Consider the following 17,538-nt stretch of genomic DNA (forward strand, 5'->3'; position numbering starts at 1 on the left):
TGACAAATCCGACAGGCTCCGGTGCGCCTGTGGCAATTGCCACACTCTTGCGCGGCCCCGCGCTCCATGATCTGTCTTGTAGCGCGCTGCGATGCGGCGTGCCGGGGGGATCGCCAAGGGGGGCGCACATGGAGCACGTGACTTCGAAACATATCGACGGGATCGCCGATCTCGTCGTGATCGCGCCGATCAAGGACGGCTTCATCAAGGCCTTCGAGACGATGAGCTATGCCTCGCGGCTCGATCTCACCGCCAATGCGCTCAACAAGCTGAGGGTCGCGGCGCGCGAATACGAGCGGGTGATGCCCTTCAGCGATGTGACCGAGCGGATCCTCAGCCTGCTCGATTTCCGCGTCGGGGTGATCGACCGCGATCTGTTCGGTCTTGCGCGCGGGAACGACCAGACGCTGACGCTGACCCCGCGCCGCTATCTCTACCTCACCGCCACGTTCGAAGGCGGGTTCGAGCCCTATATGCGCCAGATCTGGCGCCCGCTCGGCCCGTTTCTCGATCTGCTGTTCTGCAATTGCGAGGGCTATGTCACCGCCACCGAGCACGGGTTCGAGGAATATATCCAGTGGGTGCGCGACAACCAGATGGACAGCGCGATCTTCTACAACACCACCGGGCTGGGGGTGCGGGATCACAAATATCTGAGCGCGCTTGAGCGGGCCGAGCGTAGCGGGGCAGGCGATGTGGCGCGCGCCGGGCTGACGATGGCGCATCCCGAAGACGATGCGCTGCGCACCCGCATGGGCCATCCGCGCAAGACCACCGAGCTCGCCTTCGAAGCGCTCAACGTGCTGCACAAGCTCGCCGATTTCTACCCGCCCGAATGGATGACCGGGCCGATGGGGGAGCCCGAGCGCGAGAATGAAGGACACCGCCTGCTGCGGGTGACGCGCGACATCCTGCTGGGGTTCGATCCGGTGCTGAAGGGGGTCGAGGCGGCGGCGGCGGCCGATCCGCAAGGGCCGGAGGCGCTGCTGCTCAGAGCCTATGCCGTCCCGCTGGACTGGTATCGCACCGGCCGGGCCCATGTCGATGCGCTGGATGCCGCGATGCCAACGCCGCCCGATCCGGCCTTCGATCGCAAGGAGGTGCAGGCCGGGATCCTGCGCGCCCACGGCTCCCGCACCGCGCCCGCCGATCAGGGCGCGCTGATGCTGCTCAGCGTGCGCGATGCCGCGGGCGCGCGCGGCTTTATCCGCAAACTGATGGCGAGCAGCGTGCTCCGGTTCGAGGGTGACGCGCCCGGCGACCCCGCGGCGCTGGCGGGCAATATCGCCTTCACGCCGCACGGCCTCGTCGAAATGGGCATGGCGCCCGACACGCTCGACCGCTTCCCCAAGGAGTTCCGCGAAGGGCTGGCGCAGCGCAGCGGGCTGGTGGGCGACATGCGCGAAAACCATCCGCGCAATTGGATCCTGCCCGAACGTAACGGCCCCGCGCTGATGGGGCTGGTGCCTGCCGACCTGCGCCTCCCGCCGGTGCAGCTGGAGGAGATCGACATCGTCCTGCAACTGCGCGGCGCCGGCACCGATGCCGCCGCTTTCCGCAGCGCGGCAATTGCCCTGATGCGTCAGGCAGGAACGGCGGTGACGCTCGAGGCGGTCGACTGGCTCCACGCGAAGTTCGACGAGGAAGGGCGCTTCCGCGAGCATTTCGGCTTTACCGACGGGATCAGCCAGCCGCGCCCGCGCCTGCCCGATGCCCCCGGCTACGGCCTGCACCGCGACCGCGTGGCGTTGGGCGAGGTGCTGGCGGGCTATGCCAATGATCGCGGCGACGGCTCGCCCGACGAATTCCGCACCCTCGATGCCGCGGACCGCCCGCTGGATTACAACACCCACTGGCGCAGTGAGCACCGCAAGCAGGCGCTGGCCTTCCAGAAAAACGGCAGCTTTCTGGTGGTGCGCAAGATCGGAACCAATGTCGCCGCTTTCGATGCCTGGCTCGATGCGCACAAGCACGCCATCGCCGCCGCCACCGGCTGGACCGAGGCGGAGGCGCGCGCGCGGCTCAAGGCAGCGGTGATGGGGCGTGACGAGACCGGCCGGCCGCTCGCCGAGACGGTCTCGCCCGATCTCAACGATTTCGATTTCCGGGGCGATGCCGAGGGCCTGCGCTGCCCCCATGCGGCCCATATCCGCCGCGCCAACCCGCGCCGCAACGAACGCGGGCTCGCCGCCCCGGTCGAGGTGCGGCGCGAGCATGATCGGCCCACCCCGCGCCTGCTGCGCCGCGGGATGCTGTTCGGCGAGGATACCGATGCCGCGCCGGGGATGATGTTCATGGCCTATGTCGCCAGCATCTCCGAGCAATACGAGGTGATCCAGCGCTGGCTCAATGGCGGCAATCCGACCGATGTGGCCTCGGCCAACAACGACCCGCTGACCGGGGTCTGCCCGCGCGCCGGCGAAGGCGCGTTCCGCTTCGTGGCGCACCGCGACGATGCCAGCGGGCGACGCGAGCCGGTGGTGCTGAGCATCCCGCTGCCCGCGCCCGATCAGCCGCAGGGCAGCCTGTCCGAGCCGGGCCGCCACCCCTTCACGCCGCTCTATTGGGGGCTCTACACCTTCGCCCCGGCGCGCGCGGCGCTGACCGCGATGGCCGGGGAGTGGCAGGGCAGCTACCGCCCGCTCGGCCCGCTGCGCGGCGCGGATATCGGCACCCCGCAGATCCGCCGGGTGATGCAGCTCGACAACGAGACCGTGCGCGGGGGCGAATGGAAGCGGCTGCTCGACGATTTTCTGACCAAAGACCCCGCCGAAAACGGCATCAGCCCGCACGTATGGGAGGCGATCCGCACCGCCGCGGGGGGCGTGATCAATTGCCGCGCGCCGATGACCAAGGGGCCGAACAAGGCGCTGATGGCCTCGGCCAGAGCGCTGTCCGATCAGCCGGCCTGCACCGAGAAGTGGCGCAATCCTTCGTGGGAGCATCAGAACGTGATCATCGCCGGGGGGATGCGGCAGGTGATGCGGGTGCTGGCCGACTGGGAGAACTTCACCAACGAGGAACAGCTGCGGCGGATAAGCCCCAATGCCGGGCCGATCTATGTCACCCAGCAGCCCGACGACCGCTATATCTGCCTGTCCGGCACCCACGACTATCCCGGCCCCGATGGCACCACCAAGCAGCAGAAGCTGAACTATCACGCCGAGTCTGCCGCCACCAACACCGCGCTCCTCGCCTATCCCGAGGCCGCCGCTTTCCGTGCGGGCTACATCGCCGGGCGCGCGGTGCTCGATCAGCGCAAGGCGGAGGCCCGCGCGCTGGGGCGCAGGTTTTTCAAGCTGGAGATGCGGCGCGAATATCTCCAGCCTGCGCTCGCCGGAATCTGGCGGCTGTGGTATGGCCTGCCCGACGAACAGGCGCTCCACGCCGGGGCCTGGTCGTGGAAGCGGATCGTCGAGACGGTGGTCGATACCGCGACCGAACGGTCCGAGGCGCTGTGTCCGGGGGACTTCATGGCCCCTTCGCGCGGGGCGGTGTTCCCGCGGCCCAATGCCTCGATCCGCGACTTCGCGCAGATGCACGGCACCGCGATCCTCAAGGCCGGGCGGATGTTCGTCGCGCGCCACCGCGCTGATCCGGCGCTGCCGCGCACCCCGCTGATCCAGAAATTGTTCGACAAGACCCCGGACGACGAGGTGCTGGCGCGCAACATCATCGGCACCATGATCGGCGCGATCCCGCCGATGGAGGCGAACATGCGCAACGTGCTGTTCGAATGGCTCTTGAGCGGGCGCTTGTGGCGGCATCAGGCCGCGCTGGTGCAGGCGCTGGCGGGACGCTCGCCCGAGACTTGCGCGGAGGAGGCGCTCGCCGTGCTGGCGGCGCCGGTGGCGCAGGCGATGTGTATCCGCCCCGCACCCGACGTGCTGTTCCGCACCGCCAAGCGCCGCGTCGCCATCCCGCGCGATGCCGCCAGCGGCGAGCCCGACGTGATTGCCGAGGAAGGCGACATGGTGATCGTCAGCCTCGCCTCGGCCAGTCAGGGCGCGCTGTGCGCCGATCCGACCGGCGCTTCGGGGATCGACGTGATCTTCGGCGGGCGGCGGGCGAAGGGCTGGCAGGGCTACCGGCTGGGCGATGACGGCGCGGTGCTGCCCGATCCCGACGCCAGCGACGAGGAGCCGGTCCACGCCTGTCCCGCGCAGGCCATGGCGATGGGCGGGATGAAGGGCATTCTCGCCGCGCTGCTGGAGGCCGGGACGATTCAGGCGCTCCCCGCCTCGCTGATCCTGCGCATCAGCGACTGGTGAAGGCGGGCATTTCCATCCGCGCGAAGGCGGCGGTGGCAGCGTCACGCAGACGGGCGGCTTCGGCGGCATTGCCCTGCGCGGCGAGCAGTTCGGCGGCGAGCATGTCGTTATGCGCCGCTTCGCTCGCCGAGACCCTGAGCGCAGCGGCGCGGCGGGCGAAGCCGAGGTAGCGCGCGGCGCGCTTTTCGTCGCCCGCCGCCAGCGCCGCGCGCGCCATCGCGCGCCAGCCCATCGCCTCGCCCAGCCGGTCGCCCGCGATCCGTGCGCGGGAAATGACCTGCCCCATGTAAAGGCGCGCGCGGGGGATATCGCCCACCGCCACCATCGCCTCTGTCACCCAGCCGAACACCATCGAGACGTGTTGCAGGCTGTTGCTGCCGGTCAGGAACTCGCGCGCTACCGCTTCGAGCGCGGCGGCATCCTGCGGATCGCCGGTCAGGCGCCAGCGGGCATAGGCGGTCTGGGCGCGGGCGGTGCGGTTCTGCATCCGCGCGCGGCTGCGATGGCTGACCGCGATCACCGCGCCCGCCGCCGCCATCGCCGCCTCCCACGATCCTTGCGTGATCAGCGCGGCGGAACGGTAGAGCAGGATGCTGGCGTTCATCGCACTCTCGGGATCGGCAAGGATCCGGTCGGCTTCGGCAAACAGCGCCGCCGCGCGGGCGTGGTGGCCACTCTGCGCGTTGAGGAAGGCGAAGCCGGCATGGGCATAGGCCGCGACCTCGCGCTCGTTGCGGGTGGTGGCAGCGGCGAGGCGCGGCAGATCGGCTTCGAACTGCGCGGCGGCGGCGGCGACTTGGCCGCTGGCGAATCGCGAATGCGCGAGCTTGGTGCGGATCAGCAGGATGTCACCCTCCCGCCCGCTCGCCTCGGCCCGCGCCAGTGCGGCTTCGAGGTGGCGGACCGAGCGCTTGCCGAGGCCCACTCCATAGGCGATCAGCCCGAGCCAGTATTCGGCGCGCTGCATGTTGCGTGCCTGCCCATACACCGCCAGCACCTCGCGCAGCCGTTCGAGCACAGCGAGCTGATCGGGCGCGGGATCGACGATGCAGGCGAGCCCGAACTTGTTGAGCAGTGCCCACCCCGCCTCGCGCTGCGCCTCGGGCGTGGGCAGGCGGCCGAGCAGATCGAGCGCGGCGAGGTAATGCCCCTGCGCCCGGTCGAGCGCGCCCGCCGTCAGCGCCGCATCGCCCGCTTCGATCGCATAGGCGAGCCCCGTCGCCCCGCGCCCGGCGGCGACCGCGTGATAGGCCAGCGCATCGAGCAGCGCCTCGCGCCCGCGCGCGGCGCTGGCCGCCTCGATCACCGCCAGCACCTCGGCATGTAGCAGGCGGCGCTCGTCCCGCCCCAGCCCGGCATAGAGCGCATCGCGGGTCAGCCCGTGCTTGAAGCGATAGGTGCCCGGCGTATCGCCCGGAAACAGGAAATCGACTTCCTGCAGGCGCTCCAGCTGGGCCGGGTCGAGCCGGGCGCCGTGCAGGCTCTCGATCAGCCAGCCGGGGACGATATGCCCGATCACCGCCGCCAGCTTGAGCAGATCGCGGTCGGTGCGCTCCAGCCGGTCGAAGCGCGATTGCACCGCCTGATCGAACCACGCCCCGCGCGGATCGCGGTCGGGCGCGGCGGTGCCGGTGGCGAAGGCGTGGCACAATTCCTCGATCAGCAAGGGCGAGCCGCCTGAGGCGCGCTCGATCCGGTCGACCACGAAGGGATCGGGCGAGGCGAGCAGCGCCTCGATCGCCGCCAGCGTCGCATCGCGGCCCAGCGGGGCGAGCGCCAGCACCTCGGCCTCGCCGCTGCCCGGAAAGTCGAATCCGCTCTCGCGCGAGGCGAGCACGCAGGCGAGCCGCGCGGGATCGGCATCGCGCAGCAGATCGGCGAGGAAATCGCGGCTGGCATCGTCGGCCCATTGCCAGTCGTCGATCACCAGCAGCACCTGCGAACCCGCGAGCAGGGCGGCGCGCACCGCTTCGGGCGTGTCGGCAGCCGGAGGCTCGCCCGGCAGGCTGGCGGCGGCCTGGGCAAAGGCCTGCAAGGGGCGCGCGCTGAGATAGGCCTCGCAATAGCCGGGCGCGACATTCCATCCGGCGGCAGCGGCATGGGCGGCGATGCGCGAGAGGAAGCGGCTCTTGCCGATCCCCGCGGGGCCATGCAGCCCGAGCACCGCCGGGCGGCTACGGCGCGCGGCGAGCCAGCGGGTGAAGGCCTCCCACTCCGCATCGCGCCCCTGAAACGGGGTCAGCCCGGCGCGCGCGCGCGCCTCGAACCGCCGCGCGATTCCACTGCGCCCGGTGACGGCGAGGCATTCGAGCGGCGCCTGATGCCCCCGCGGATGGATCGCGCGGGCTTCGGCGACGGTGAAGAAATGCCGCTCGGCCCCCAGCGTCTCGGCGCTGACGAGGATCTCGCCCGGCGCGGCGGCATCGCACACCCGCGCGGCGACATTGGTGGCATCGCCCAGTACTTCATATTTGCCGCGCACCAGATCGCCTTCGCGGATCAGCACCATCCCGGCGTGGATTCCGCTGTGGAGCATCAGCGGCAGATCGCTCGTCCCGAACACGGCCGCGATCGCCGCCATCGCGGCGTGCATGTCGAGCGCGGCCTCGGTCGCGCGGCGGCCCGCGTCCTCGTGGACATCGGGATAGCCGAACAGGCACAGCATCCCGTCGCCATCGACGCGCAGGATATCGCCGCCATGCGCCGGGATCACCCGGTGCGCGATCGCCCGGATCTGCTCGATCACTTCGACGAACTGTTCCGGCTCCAGTCCGGCGGCAAGCGCGGTGGAGTTGGTGAGGTCGGAAAACAGGAGGGTGGCAAGGCGACGTTCCTGCCGGATGGCCTGCATCAGCGCGCCAGCCTTTCGTGCAGCGCCGCAAGCCCTGCGCGCGACACCACCACCAGCTTGCGCCCGGTTTGCGCGACCAGCCCCTCGCGCGCCAGCTGGCGCAATTCGCGCGTCACCGCCTCGCGGTGGGTGCCGATCCGGGCGGCGAGATCGGCATGGGTGGGCATCCGGGCGATCTCGGCGCGGTCGTCGTCATGGCCCTGCGCAGCGGCGATCCGCAGCAGCTCGTTCACCAGCCGCGCCGCGACAGGCTGCGAGGCAAGCTCGACCGACTTGTCCGAGAGGTTGCGCACGCGCGACACCAGCTGCGCGGCCATCCAGAACCCCGCACCCGGCACCTCGACCAGAAAGGCGCGGAACGCCGCTGCCGAGATCAGCACCAGCACCGCATCCTCGACCACGGTGACATTGGCCGAGCGCGGCCCGCCGTCGATCGCCGCCAGCTCGCCGAACAGCCGCCCCGGCCCCATGTCGCGCAGGATCGTCTCGCGCCCGTTGGCGGAGAACACCGAGATGTTCACGCGGCCCGATTCGATCAGATAGACATCGCTCGCTTCGGAGCCCTGCGCGATCAGCATCTGCCCTTTTCGCGCATGGATGCGCTTGCCCCGCGCGGCGAAGGCCTCTGCCAGCGCGGGCGGGAGGGTCTCTTCAGCGTCGAGGCCGGCGATGGCGACTTGTCTGATGGTTTCCATACGGCGCCCCCACACACCTGCCCTTCGCAAATGCACAAATGTGCGTTTCAGCACAAGGCCCATGTGGGGAATGCCGCCGCGCAGGTTTGCGGGTTGCGGCAGGGTTGCGCCGCAGTCAGCGCCGTTCCGGCGCGTCATGGGGGGACGAGATGTCGAGCACCTTGAGCATCTGGCATGCCGCACCGGGCGCGCTGGCTGTGACCATCAAGCCGCTGCGGCCCTTCATCCCCAAGCCGCGCCTCTCACTCATCTCGCCCGAAGAGGAGCGCGACTTCGCCTTCCAGCCGGACGATACGGGCCTCACCGCCGTCATCCCCGAAGCCGCGGTCGAGCAGCTCATGCGCGCAGGCGGCACGCCCGGCGGGGCGCATCTGGTGCTCGGCGTGCGCGCGCTGTTCGAGCCCGGTGCGCCGACGCGGCGCTGGCAATGGGGCATCCGGCTGGCGCAGGATGGCGCGGCGCTGACCGGCTATGGCAGCAACCGCATCTCCATGCCCGCCGATGCCGAGGGCTTCGTCCGCTCGGCGGTGCGCGCCTTCCCGCACAAGCGCACCTATGGCTTCGAGGAATGGGAATTGTCCCTGCAGGACGCGGCGCAGAACCCCGCAGCCCCCGGTGCATCGTGGCAGACATCGCAGCCCTTGGCGGCCTGTGCTGGTCGCTGAGCCTCTGGCGCGCGATGCGTGCGAGGACGCCGTGACGGGCTTTGCGCGCCCGCTGGTGCTCGAAGGCATCGCCCACGCCGCTTCGGGCGCGCAGGGGCTTTCCCCGCTGACCGGCCCGCTCACCCGGCGCTTCGCACCGGGCACCTTCCACGTCGTGGCGGGGCCTCCGGGCGCGGGCAAGACCACGCTGCTGTCGATCCTCGCGCTGGCGCTGCGGCCGATGCAGGGCTCGGTGCTGTGGGGAGAATTCAACCTCACGCGCCTTTCGACCGCCGGGGCGGCGGCATGGCGGCGGCAGAACCTCGGCCTGATCGCGCAAAGCCAGCAGACCGTCGGCGTGCTGACGGTGCGCGAGCATGTGCGCCTCTCGGGCGTGCTGCGCGGCATGCCCGAGGCCGAGGCCGAGGGGCTGGCGCTGCTCGGAATGCTGGGGATGGGCCGGCGGCTGACCCAGGTCGGCGGCGAGCTGTCGGGTGCGGACAAGCAGCGTCTCGCCATCGCGCAGGCGCTGTGCGCGCGGCCCTCGGTGCTGCTCGCCGACCAGCCGACCGCGGCGCTCGATCAGGCGAGCGCGGGTCTGGTGGCGGAAACCCTTCGCGATTACGCGCGCGATCGCGGCGCAGTGGTGATCTGCGTCAGCCACGATCCGGTGGTGATCGAGGCGGCCGATGATCTGGTGATGCTGCGGAAGGGCTGACGGGGGGGTTGGTTGCGGCGGGGGCCCGAGAGGGTGCCTTGGAAGGCGCCTGCGGCAAAGCCGCAGGCTAACGTCAGACGGGTTCGGCGGGCTTGGCCGCCGACCCGCTGGCCGCGACGCGGGCTTGGCGCCTCGCAGCTTCGCTGCTCGGTTGCCCGCGTCAGTACATATGCTGCCCGCCGTTGATGCTCATGGTCGAGCCGGTCATGAAGCCGCCGTTCTCGCTGGTGAGGAAAGCGACCCCGCGGGCGATTTCCTCCGCCATGCCGAGGCGTCCGACCGGGATCTTGGCGACGATCTTTTCCAGCACCGGCGCGGGCACGGCGGCGACCATGTCGGTGTCGATATAGCCCGGCGCGATCGCGTTCACCGTCACCCCGAACTTCGCGCCTTCCTGTGCGAGCGCCTTGGTGAAGCCATGGATGCCGCTCTTCGCCGCAGCATAGTTGACCTGACCATATTGCCCCGCCTGCCCGTTGATCGAGCCGATATTGACGATCCGCCCCCAGCCACGCTCGCGCATGCCGGGAAAGGTCGCCTTGGCCATGTTGAAGCATCCGCCAAGATTGATGCGCATGACATCGTTCCAGTCGTCGAAGCTCATCTTGTGGAGCGTGCCGTCGCGGGTGATCCCGGCGTTGTTGACCACGATGTCTACGGGTCCGAACTCCTCGGCGACAGCGGCGCAGCCCGCCTGAGTCGCCTCGAAATCGCCCACGTCCCAGCGGCGCGCGGGGATGCCGGTGGCCTGGGTGAAAGCCGCCGCCTTTTCCTCGTTCCCGGCGTAATTGGCGATGACCGTGTGGCCCTGCCGCTGGAGCCGCTTGCAGATCGCCTCCCCGATCCCGCGCGTTCCTCCGGTGACGATGGCAACCCGGCCCATGGCATTCTCCCCTTGATCTGACTGGCTTAAGGCCTCGCAACCTAGCGATGCCGTAGGGTCAGGGGAAGCGGGGAATAGCTATGCGCGGTGCGTCTGGTGCCGGGCCTGAAACGCCCTGTCAGCCGGGATCAGAAGTTGATCTGCGTGCCCACGTAGACCGCCTGGCTGTCCTTGACCGAATTGGTCAGCGGATCGAGCCGCTCGCGCTCCTGCGAATAGCGCACTCCGGCGGTGACGTTCAGATTGGGCGAGAGGCGGAAGCTGCCGCCCACGCCCACGGTCTGCGCACCGATCGAATCGAGCGTGTTGGGCGAGCGCCCGGCGATTTCGCGATCTTCCAGCTCGATCCGCGGTTGCAGACGGCTGGGCTTGTCCTCGGCCTTGGGGCGCGCAGGTTCGAACTGCGCGAGATCGGGCAGCGAGAGGTTCTGCACCTTGGCCGACAGGTCGACCGTGCGCGCGAAGCTCTGATAACCGCGCGCCGCACCGAGCTTGAACTTGCTCACGTCGAGACCGGCGAGGCCGGGGCCGCGACCGGGCATGGCTTCGACCGCCTTGCGCACCGAAATCGCGCGGGCGGCATCATCGTCGACCCGCACCGCGACGGTGACCGTGCGCTTGCCGCTGATCGGCGGCGCGCTGGCGGGGGTGAAGTGAATGCCGCGCGCGCGGGCCTTGTCGGCGACGCGGGCGGCGAGTTCGGGATCGACCGAGGCCGGGGTGAAGGTGCCGAGGCCCAGCGCATCGCGACCGAGACTCGTCAGCGCGGCGGTCCGCGCGGGGGTGAAGTCCCCCGCCAGCGCCAGCCCGGCGGTCGGCACAGCCAGCGCCAACGCGCCGCACAGCGCAAACAGCGGCAGCGGGCGCTGCGCTTTTGCGGTCATGTGCGGCTGGCGTGCCATCGTGCTATCCGTTCCCTGTCTTGCGCAGTGCATGCGCCTGTTCGAGCCTTGGCCCAAGCAATATTTACCTTAACCGCAGATGAGTCGCGGCGATTCCGGCAAGACCATTGATAGGATCAAGGTTCCATCAATCAATGCAATTGCGCCAATATCGCCGGATTCCCCGTTCACCTGTGGCACCATGCACACAGAGTCTTGCGAGTCGGTGCCAATTCATCCCCGGTAAAGCCCCGAAGCTGTCTTGCGAGAGGCCAAGGTGCCTGCAAACCTCGCGGATGATGCTTGCCGCGAGGGTGCTGGCGGTTATAGGGGGCAGGGGAGCGCCTGCTCCGATCAATCATGAGGAATACCCGGCTGTGACATCCGCCAAATCCGCCAACTTCCGCCGCACTCTGGCTCTGGCCCTCGTCGTGCCGGCGCTGGCCGCGTTGAGCGCGTGCGGCGGCAATAGCCGTCCGCGCACCGAGCTTGCCGCCGCGAAGCTCAACACCATCGGGGTCAACGCCTATCTGTGGCGCGCCGCGCTCGACACCGTCAGCTTCGCGCCGCTGCTGCAGGTCGACAGCACCGGGGGCGTGATCGTGACCGACTGGTATGCCAACCCGGCCAACCCGGGCGAGCGGGTGAAGCTGACCGTGACGATCCTCGATCAGGACCTGCGCGCCGATGCCCTGCGCGTCGCCGCGAGCCGTCAGGTGAACGAGGCCGGCAACTGGATCGAAGCCCCGGTGCAGGCGGCGACGGTGCAGAAGCTGGAGGACATCATCCTCACCAAGGCCCGCGATCTGCGCCGTCAGGCGCTCGCTTCCTGAGTTCAACGCTTCTCACTGAAAGCCGTTCATGACTGACACCCGTTTCGACCCTGCCGTCGCCGATGAACGCTGGCAGCGTGCCTGGACGGATGCGGGCACCTTCACGGCGGATTCGGACAGCAAAAAGCCCAAGAGCTACATCCTCGAGATGTTCCCCTATCCTTCGGGGCGCATCCACATGGGCCACGTGCGCAATTACACGATGGGCGACGTGCTGGCGCGCTACCAGAAGATGCGCGGGTTCGAGGTGCTGCACCCGATGGGCTGGGACGCCTTCGGGATGCCGGCGGAAAACGCCGCGATGGAGAAGGGCGTCCACCCCGGCGGCTGGACGCGCCAGAACATCGCGCAGATGAAGGCGCAGTTGCAGCGCATCGGCTTCGCGCTCGACTGGACCCGCGAATTCGCCACCTGCGACCCCGAATATTACGGCCACGAACAGGCGCTGTTCCTCGACCTCTACGAGGCCGGGCTGGTCTACCGCAAGGAATCGACCGTCAACTGGGATCCGGTCGACATGACCGTGCTCGCCAACGAGCAGGTGATCGACGGCAAGGGCTGGCGCAGCGGCGCGGAGGTCGAGAAGCGCAAGCTCAACCAGTGGTTCCTCAAGATCACCGACTTCGCCGATGATCTGCTGGAAGGGCTGGGGAGCCTGGAGGACTGGCCCGAGAAGGTTCGCCTGATGCAGGAGAACTGGATCGGCAAGTCGCAGGGGCTGGAGTTTTCCTTCGACCTCTCCGACGGCGGCAAGCTGCCGGTCTATTCGACCCGCCCCGACACGATCTTCGGCGCGAGTTTCTGCGCGATCGCCGCCGATCACCCGATTGCCCAGGGGCTGGCGGGCGACGCGCAAGTCGCCGCCTTCATCGCCCAGTGCAAGAAGGGCGCGACCACGGCCGCCGCGCTCGAGACGGCGGAGAAGCTGGGCTACCGGACGCCGATCACGGCGAAGCACCCCTTCACCGGCGCCGACCTGCCGGTGTTCATCGCCAACTTCGTGCTGATGGAATACGGCACCGGCGCGGTGATGGGCGTGCCAGGGCATGACCAGCGCGACTTCGAGTTTGCCACCAAATACGACCTGCCGATCCTGCGCGTCGTCGCCGCCGATCCGGCCAAGGCCGACGAGCCCTTCAAGGGCGAGGCCGAGGCGGGTGACGGGGTGATCGTCAATTCCGGCTTCCTCGATGGGATGAGCGTGGAGGCCGCCAAGGCCGAAGTCATCACCCGCGCCGAGAGCGAAGGCTGGGGAACGGGCACAACCGTGTGGCGCCTGCGCGACTGGGGCGTTTCGCGCCAGCGCTACTGGGGCACACCCATTCCCTTCATCCATTGCGATGCCTGCGGCGTGGTGCCGGTGCCCAAGGACCAGCTGCCGGTGACGCTGCCCGAGGATGTCAGCTTCGACATCCCCGGCAACCCGCTCGAACGCCACCCGACCTGGAAGCACGTCGATTGCCCCAAGTGCGGCGGCGCCGCGCGGCGCGAGACCGATACGCTCGACACCTTCGTCGACAGCTCCTGGTACTTCCTGCGCTTCGCCAGCCAGCCCGCCGACAAGCCCTTCGACCCGGAAGAGGTCGCCAAGTGGATGCCGGTGCAGCACTATATCGGCGGCATCGAGCACGCGATCCTGCACCTGCTCTACGCCCGCTTCTGGACCCGCGCGCTCGCCCACACCGGCAAGATCGCGGTGCAGGAGCCGTTTGCGGCGCTGTTCACGCAGGGCATGGTGACGCACGAGACCTATAGCCGTGAGGCTCGACGAGAGGTCGCACAAGGTGAAGTTACTCGTGTCGACCTTTTTGAAGAGTTTCTCCCGCCAGAGGAAATCGACAAGTCAACGATTTGGCGAGAGGGCACACCTTACCCTTCCGCCAACACCGCTGGGGTGGCTTTCGGCACTACTTTCAACCCAAACAACCTCATCAAGGTTGGCGATCATTTCATTTATCCGAACGTGTTGGCGACTGGCCAAGAGGCGAAAATCGGCCGCGTCATCAAGATGTCGAAGTCGAAGAAGAACGTCGTCGACCCCGATGCAATCATCGCCCGCCACGGCGCGGACGCGGTGCGCTGGTTCATGCTGTCCGACAGCCCGCCCGAGCGCGACCTGCCGTGGTCGGATGCGGGGATCGAGGGCTGCGCGCGCTTCGTCCAGCGCTTGTGGCGGCTGTTCAGCGCCTATGACGCGGACGCGCAGGGCGAGGACAAGGCGCTCGATCGCAAGACGCACCAGACCATCGCCGCCGTCGCTGCCGATATCGAGGCGCTCGGCTTCAACAAGGCCGTGGCGCGCATCTACGAGCTGACCGGCGCGGTGGAGAAGGCCGCGCCTTCCGCCAGCCGCTCGGCCGCGATCCGGGCGCTGGTCCACCTCGCTGCCCCCATGATGCCGCATCTGGCCGAAGAGGCGTGGGCGAAGATGGGCAACGACAGCCTGATCGCCGACGCCCCGTGGCCCGAAGTCGACCCCGCGCTGCTGGTCGATGACGAGGTCACCATCGCGATCCAGCACATGGGCAAGCTGCGCGACACCGTCACCGCGCCCAAGGGGGCCTCGAAGGAGGATCTCGAAGCGCTCGCGCTAGCCTCGGCCAATCTGCAACGCTCGGTCGACGGGGCCGCGATCCGCAAGGTCATTGTCGTGCCCGACCGTTTGGTGAATATCGTCACCTGATGCGGACGATGCTTCTCCTCGCGGCCTCTCTGGCCCTCACCGCCTGCGGCCTTCAGCCGATGTATGCGGGCGGCGCGAGCGGGGCGAGCGCGCAGGGGATTGCGGCGGTCGAGGTGCCTGCCATCGCCGGGCGCGGGGGATGGCTGGTCAAGAACGCGCTCGATGCGCGGCTCGGCGTGGCGGGGCAGACGACGCCGCAATACCGGCTCGATGTGCGGCTGGACGATTCGCTCGAGGCGCTGGGCGTGCTCAACGACGACACGATCAGCCGCGAACGCCGCATCCTGCGCGCGCGTTATCAGTTGATCGATCTCGCCACCAATTCGGTGCTGCTCGATGCGACCGCAGGCTCGGATGCGGGGATCGACGTGGTGAGCAGCGAATATGCCACCATCGCCGCCGAACAGAAGGCGCTCGAAAACCTCGCGGTCGATGTCGCCGACCGGATCGCGACGCAGGTGGCGGTGACGCTGCGCACGCGCGCCGTCGCGGGCCGGTGAAGGCCAAGAACAGCGATTTCCTGCGCGGCTTTCCCGCAGGGGCGCTCAATGCACGTATCTTCTTCTTCTGCGGCCCGGACGAGGCCGGGGCGAGCGCCGCTGCCGCGCGGCTCGCCGCCGCGCTGCCCGACGCGGGCGAGCGGGTCGAGCTGGCCGGGGCCGATCTCAAGCGCGATCCCGCGCTGCTGGGCGACGAGGCGCGTTCGACCTCGCTGTTCGGAGACAAGCGCCATATCTGGGTGCGCGCCAGCGGCGACGAGGCGCATGACGCGCTGCAATTCCTGATCGAAACCGCCGAGGCCGGGGCAGGCGAGGCGGCCCCGGTGTTCGTCGTCGCGACCTCCGCCACCGACAAGTCGCGCACCGCCAAGCTGCTGGAAAAGCGCAGCGATGCGCTGGTGGCGATGTTCCACCAGCCCGATCTTGCCGCGGTTGCGCAGGCGGTGCGGGGGATGGCCGATGCGGCGGGCCTCAGGCTCGGCGGCGATCTGGCCGAGCGGATCGCGCGCGCCGCCGGGCTCGACGTGCGGCTCGCGCAGTCGGAGATCGACAAGCTCGCGCTCTATTGCGATGCCGATCCGCAAGCCCCGAGGCCCGCCACGCCCGAAGATCACGCCGCGATCGGCGCGGCCACCGAGGAGGATGGCTTCGCCCCGCTGGTCAACGCCGTGCTGGGCGGAGAGCTGGGAAAGATCGCCAGCGAGATCAAGCGGATGCGCGAGCTGGGGCTCAATCCCGTGGGCGTCGCCCTGGCGCTCGAACGGCGCGCGGCGCAGCTGGCGAACATCGCCGCCTATCTCGGGCCGCGTGGGGCATTCGACCGGATCGACAAGGGTGCGGAAATGCGGCTCGGCATCTTCTACAAGGAGAAGCGCGACATCGCCCAGCAGTTCAAGCGCTGGACCATGCCCGCCGCGCGCGGCAGCCGTGCAACGCGGCTCGATCGCCTGATCCCGCGCCTCACCGCGCTGCACCGCAGCCTGCTGGCAAACAGCCAGTCGGCCGAACTGCTGCTGGCGCAGGAACTGGCGGAAATTGCGCGATATGCCGCGAGGCGGTAGCAAAATGTGACGGGCCGCGCTTCGCAGTCGCACAATTTTGCCCTTTTCTCCGGCAAACAGCCTATGTAGGTAACCTTAGGTCGCGCCTCTGGGGGTAAGTCTTTCATGAATCGCGTCACGCCGAAACTTCTTGAATCGGTTCGGCATCAGGCAGTCGAAAACAGGATCGTGCCCTCGCTCGAGCGGCGCCGGCTGCGCGCCTATGTGATGATGCTGCTGGCCGATGGCGTGCTGTTCAATCTGAGCTTCGCGCTGGCGGCGCTGCTGTGGGACGGGCGCTGGTGGGAACCGCGCGCGATGCTGGCCGCGCAGGCGATGCTGCCGGTGTTCTTCACCATCGCCCTCTACAACGGCTCCTATGGCGTCAAGGCGTTGGGCGACTGGCTGTTCGCATCGCGCCAGGCGCTGGTGGCGCTGGTGATTTCGGCGGGGCTGATCAACTTCGTCGCGTTCTACACCAAGTCGAACGACGATTTCTCGCGTGCGGCGGTGACGCTGGGCCTGCTGTTCACGGCCTGCGCGCTGGTGGTGTTCCGGCGGCTGGTCCATGGCCTGATCCGCTATCGCTGGGGCGGGAAGGTGACCAACCGGCTGGTGATCGACGATGGCGGGTCGAGCTTCACCTTCGACGGGGCCGAGGTGATCGCCGCGGCCGATTACAATCTCGACCCTGCCAGCCACGATCCCTTCATGCTCGACCGGCTGGGCAAGCTGCTGCGCAATCAGGATCACGTGGTGGTCAGCTGCCCGATCGAGCGGAGGCAGGGCTGGGCCTTCCTGCTCAAGTCGGCCGGGGTCTATGGCGAAATCGTGAGCGAGCCCGCGCATGAGCTCGGCGCGGTCGGGGTGCATCGCTACGACGATCTCGACCGCACGACGCTGGTGGTGTCGACCGGGCCGCTGGGCCTGCGCGCGCGGATCCTCAAGCGGATGTTCGATGTCGTCGTGGCCGGGGGCGCCTTGCTGGCGTTGTCGCCGCTGCTGCTGGTGGTGGCGGCGCTGATCAAGCTGGAAGACGGCGGGCCGGTGCTGTTCGTGCAGCGGCGGCTGGGGCGCGGCAACCAGTTCTTCGACATGTTCAAGTTCCGCTCGATGCGCGCGGAGAAGCTCGACCACGCAGGCGAGCGTTCGGCCTCGCGCGACGATGACCGCGTGACCCGGATCGGCGGCTTCATCCGCCGCACCAGCATCGACGAGCTGCCGCAGATCATCAACGTGCTGAAGGGCGACATGTCGATCGTCGGCCCGCGCCCGCACGCGCTGGGATCACGCGCGAACAACAAGTATTTCTGGGAGGTCGACCGCCAGTACTGGCAGCGTCACTGCCTCAAGCCGGGGCTGACGGGCCTTGCGCAGGTGCGCGGCCATCGCGGCGCGACCGAGGTGGAGAAGGACCTGACCGACCGGCTGCAATCCGATCTCGAATATATCGCGGGCTGGTCGCTGCGGCGCGACATCGGCATCGTGCTGCGCACCGTGATGGTGCTGCGTCACCAGAACGCTTACTAGAGCGGGGAG

Annotated in this window: 12 protein-coding genes; 8 read left to right on the top strand and 4 right to left on the bottom strand. The window is 68.8% G+C overall.

Annotated features, from left to right (window positions below; genetic code table 11):
- Positions 1-128: 128 nt before the first annotated feature.
- Positions 129-4,271 carry a Dyp-type peroxidase gene (locus tag E2E27_RS03940; RefSeq protein WP_141457789.1) on the top strand — a complete coding sequence of 1,381 codons (4,143 nt, stop codon included), beginning with the start codon at positions 129-131 and terminating at the stop codon, positions 4,269-4,271.
- Here the strand turns inward: E2E27_RS03940 and E2E27_RS03945 are convergent.
- Positions 4,258-7,122, bottom strand: coding sequence for an adenylate/guanylate cyclase domain-containing protein (locus E2E27_RS03945; RefSeq protein WP_141457790.1), 2,865 nt, complete (start codon positions 7,120-7,122; stop codon positions 4,258-4,260). The two genes, E2E27_RS03940 and E2E27_RS03945, sit on opposite strands and share 14 nt — an antisense overlap.
- Positions 7,122-7,817 (bottom strand): Crp/Fnr family transcriptional regulator, encoded by a 696-nt coding sequence (locus E2E27_RS03950; protein WP_181443546.1) that lies wholly within the window; start codon positions 7,815-7,817, stop codon positions 7,122-7,124. Before E2E27_RS03950 ends, E2E27_RS03945 begins: the two co-directional genes overlap by 1 nt.
- Positions 7,818-7,966: 149 nt before the next feature.
- On the opposite strand from E2E27_RS03950, the gene E2E27_RS18615 reads away from it, so the two are divergent.
- Both E2E27_RS18615 and E2E27_RS03955 read left to right on the top strand, forming a co-directional pair.
- Positions 7,967-8,482 (top strand): hypothetical protein, encoded by a 516-nt coding sequence (locus tag E2E27_RS18615; RefSeq protein WP_181443547.1) that lies wholly within the window; start codon positions 7,967-7,969, stop codon positions 8,480-8,482.
- Entirely contained in the window at positions 8,469-9,179 is a 711-nt protein-coding gene (locus tag E2E27_RS03955) for an ABC transporter ATP-binding protein (RefSeq protein WP_181443548.1), read from the top strand. The genes E2E27_RS18615 and E2E27_RS03955 overlap by 14 nt, the downstream gene beginning before the upstream one ends.
- A gap of 160 nt (positions 9,180-9,339) precedes the next feature.
- On the opposite strand, the gene phbB is transcribed toward E2E27_RS03955, so the two are convergent.
- Positions 9,340-10,062 (bottom strand): acetoacetyl-CoA reductase, encoded by a 723-nt coding sequence (gene phbB, locus E2E27_RS03960; RefSeq protein WP_141457793.1) that lies wholly within the window; start codon positions 10,060-10,062, stop codon positions 9,340-9,342.
- A 128-nt stretch (positions 10,063-10,190) separates the two neighbouring features.
- Positions 10,191-10,964 (bottom strand): hypothetical protein, encoded by a 774-nt coding sequence (locus tag E2E27_RS03965; RefSeq protein WP_141457794.1) that lies wholly within the window; start codon positions 10,962-10,964, stop codon positions 10,191-10,193.
- Positions 10,965-11,320: 356 nt separating this feature from the next.
- Here E2E27_RS03965 and E2E27_RS03970 point away from each other — a divergent pair, with 356 nt between their 5' ends.
- From E2E27_RS03970 to E2E27_RS18975, 5 genes are all read left to right on the top strand, one after another.
- On the top strand, positions 11,321-11,776 hold the full coding sequence (locus E2E27_RS03970; protein ID WP_234036175.1) for a DUF3576 domain-containing protein: 456 nt from the start codon (positions 11,321-11,323) through the stop codon (positions 11,774-11,776).
- A 28-nt stretch (positions 11,777-11,804) separates the two neighbouring features.
- Positions 11,805-14,459 (top strand): leucine--tRNA ligase, encoded by a 2,655-nt coding sequence (gene leuS / locus E2E27_RS03975; RefSeq protein ID WP_141457795.1) that lies wholly within the window; start codon positions 11,805-11,807, stop codon positions 14,457-14,459.
- Positions 14,459-14,959, top strand: a complete 501-nt coding sequence (lptE, locus tag E2E27_RS03980; protein WP_141457796.1) for an LPS assembly lipoprotein LptE — start codon at positions 14,459-14,461, stop codon at positions 14,957-14,959. The genes leuS and lptE overlap by 1 nt, the downstream gene beginning before the upstream one ends.
- Positions 14,956-16,020, top strand: coding sequence for a DNA polymerase III subunit delta (gene holA, locus E2E27_RS03985; RefSeq protein ID WP_181443549.1), 1,065 nt, complete (start codon positions 14,956-14,958; stop codon positions 16,018-16,020). Before lptE ends, holA begins: the two co-directional genes overlap by 4 nt.
- 168 nt (positions 16,021-16,188) lie before the next feature.
- Entirely contained in the window at positions 16,189-17,529 is a 1,341-nt protein-coding gene (locus E2E27_RS18975; RefSeq protein ID WP_234036176.1) for a sugar transferase, read from the top strand.
- Positions 17,530-17,538: the final 9 nt, after the last annotated feature.

Source organism: Porphyrobacter sp. YT40, assembly GCF_006542605.1.
GTDB lineage: Bacteria > Pseudomonadota > Alphaproteobacteria > Sphingomonadales > Sphingomonadaceae > Erythrobacter.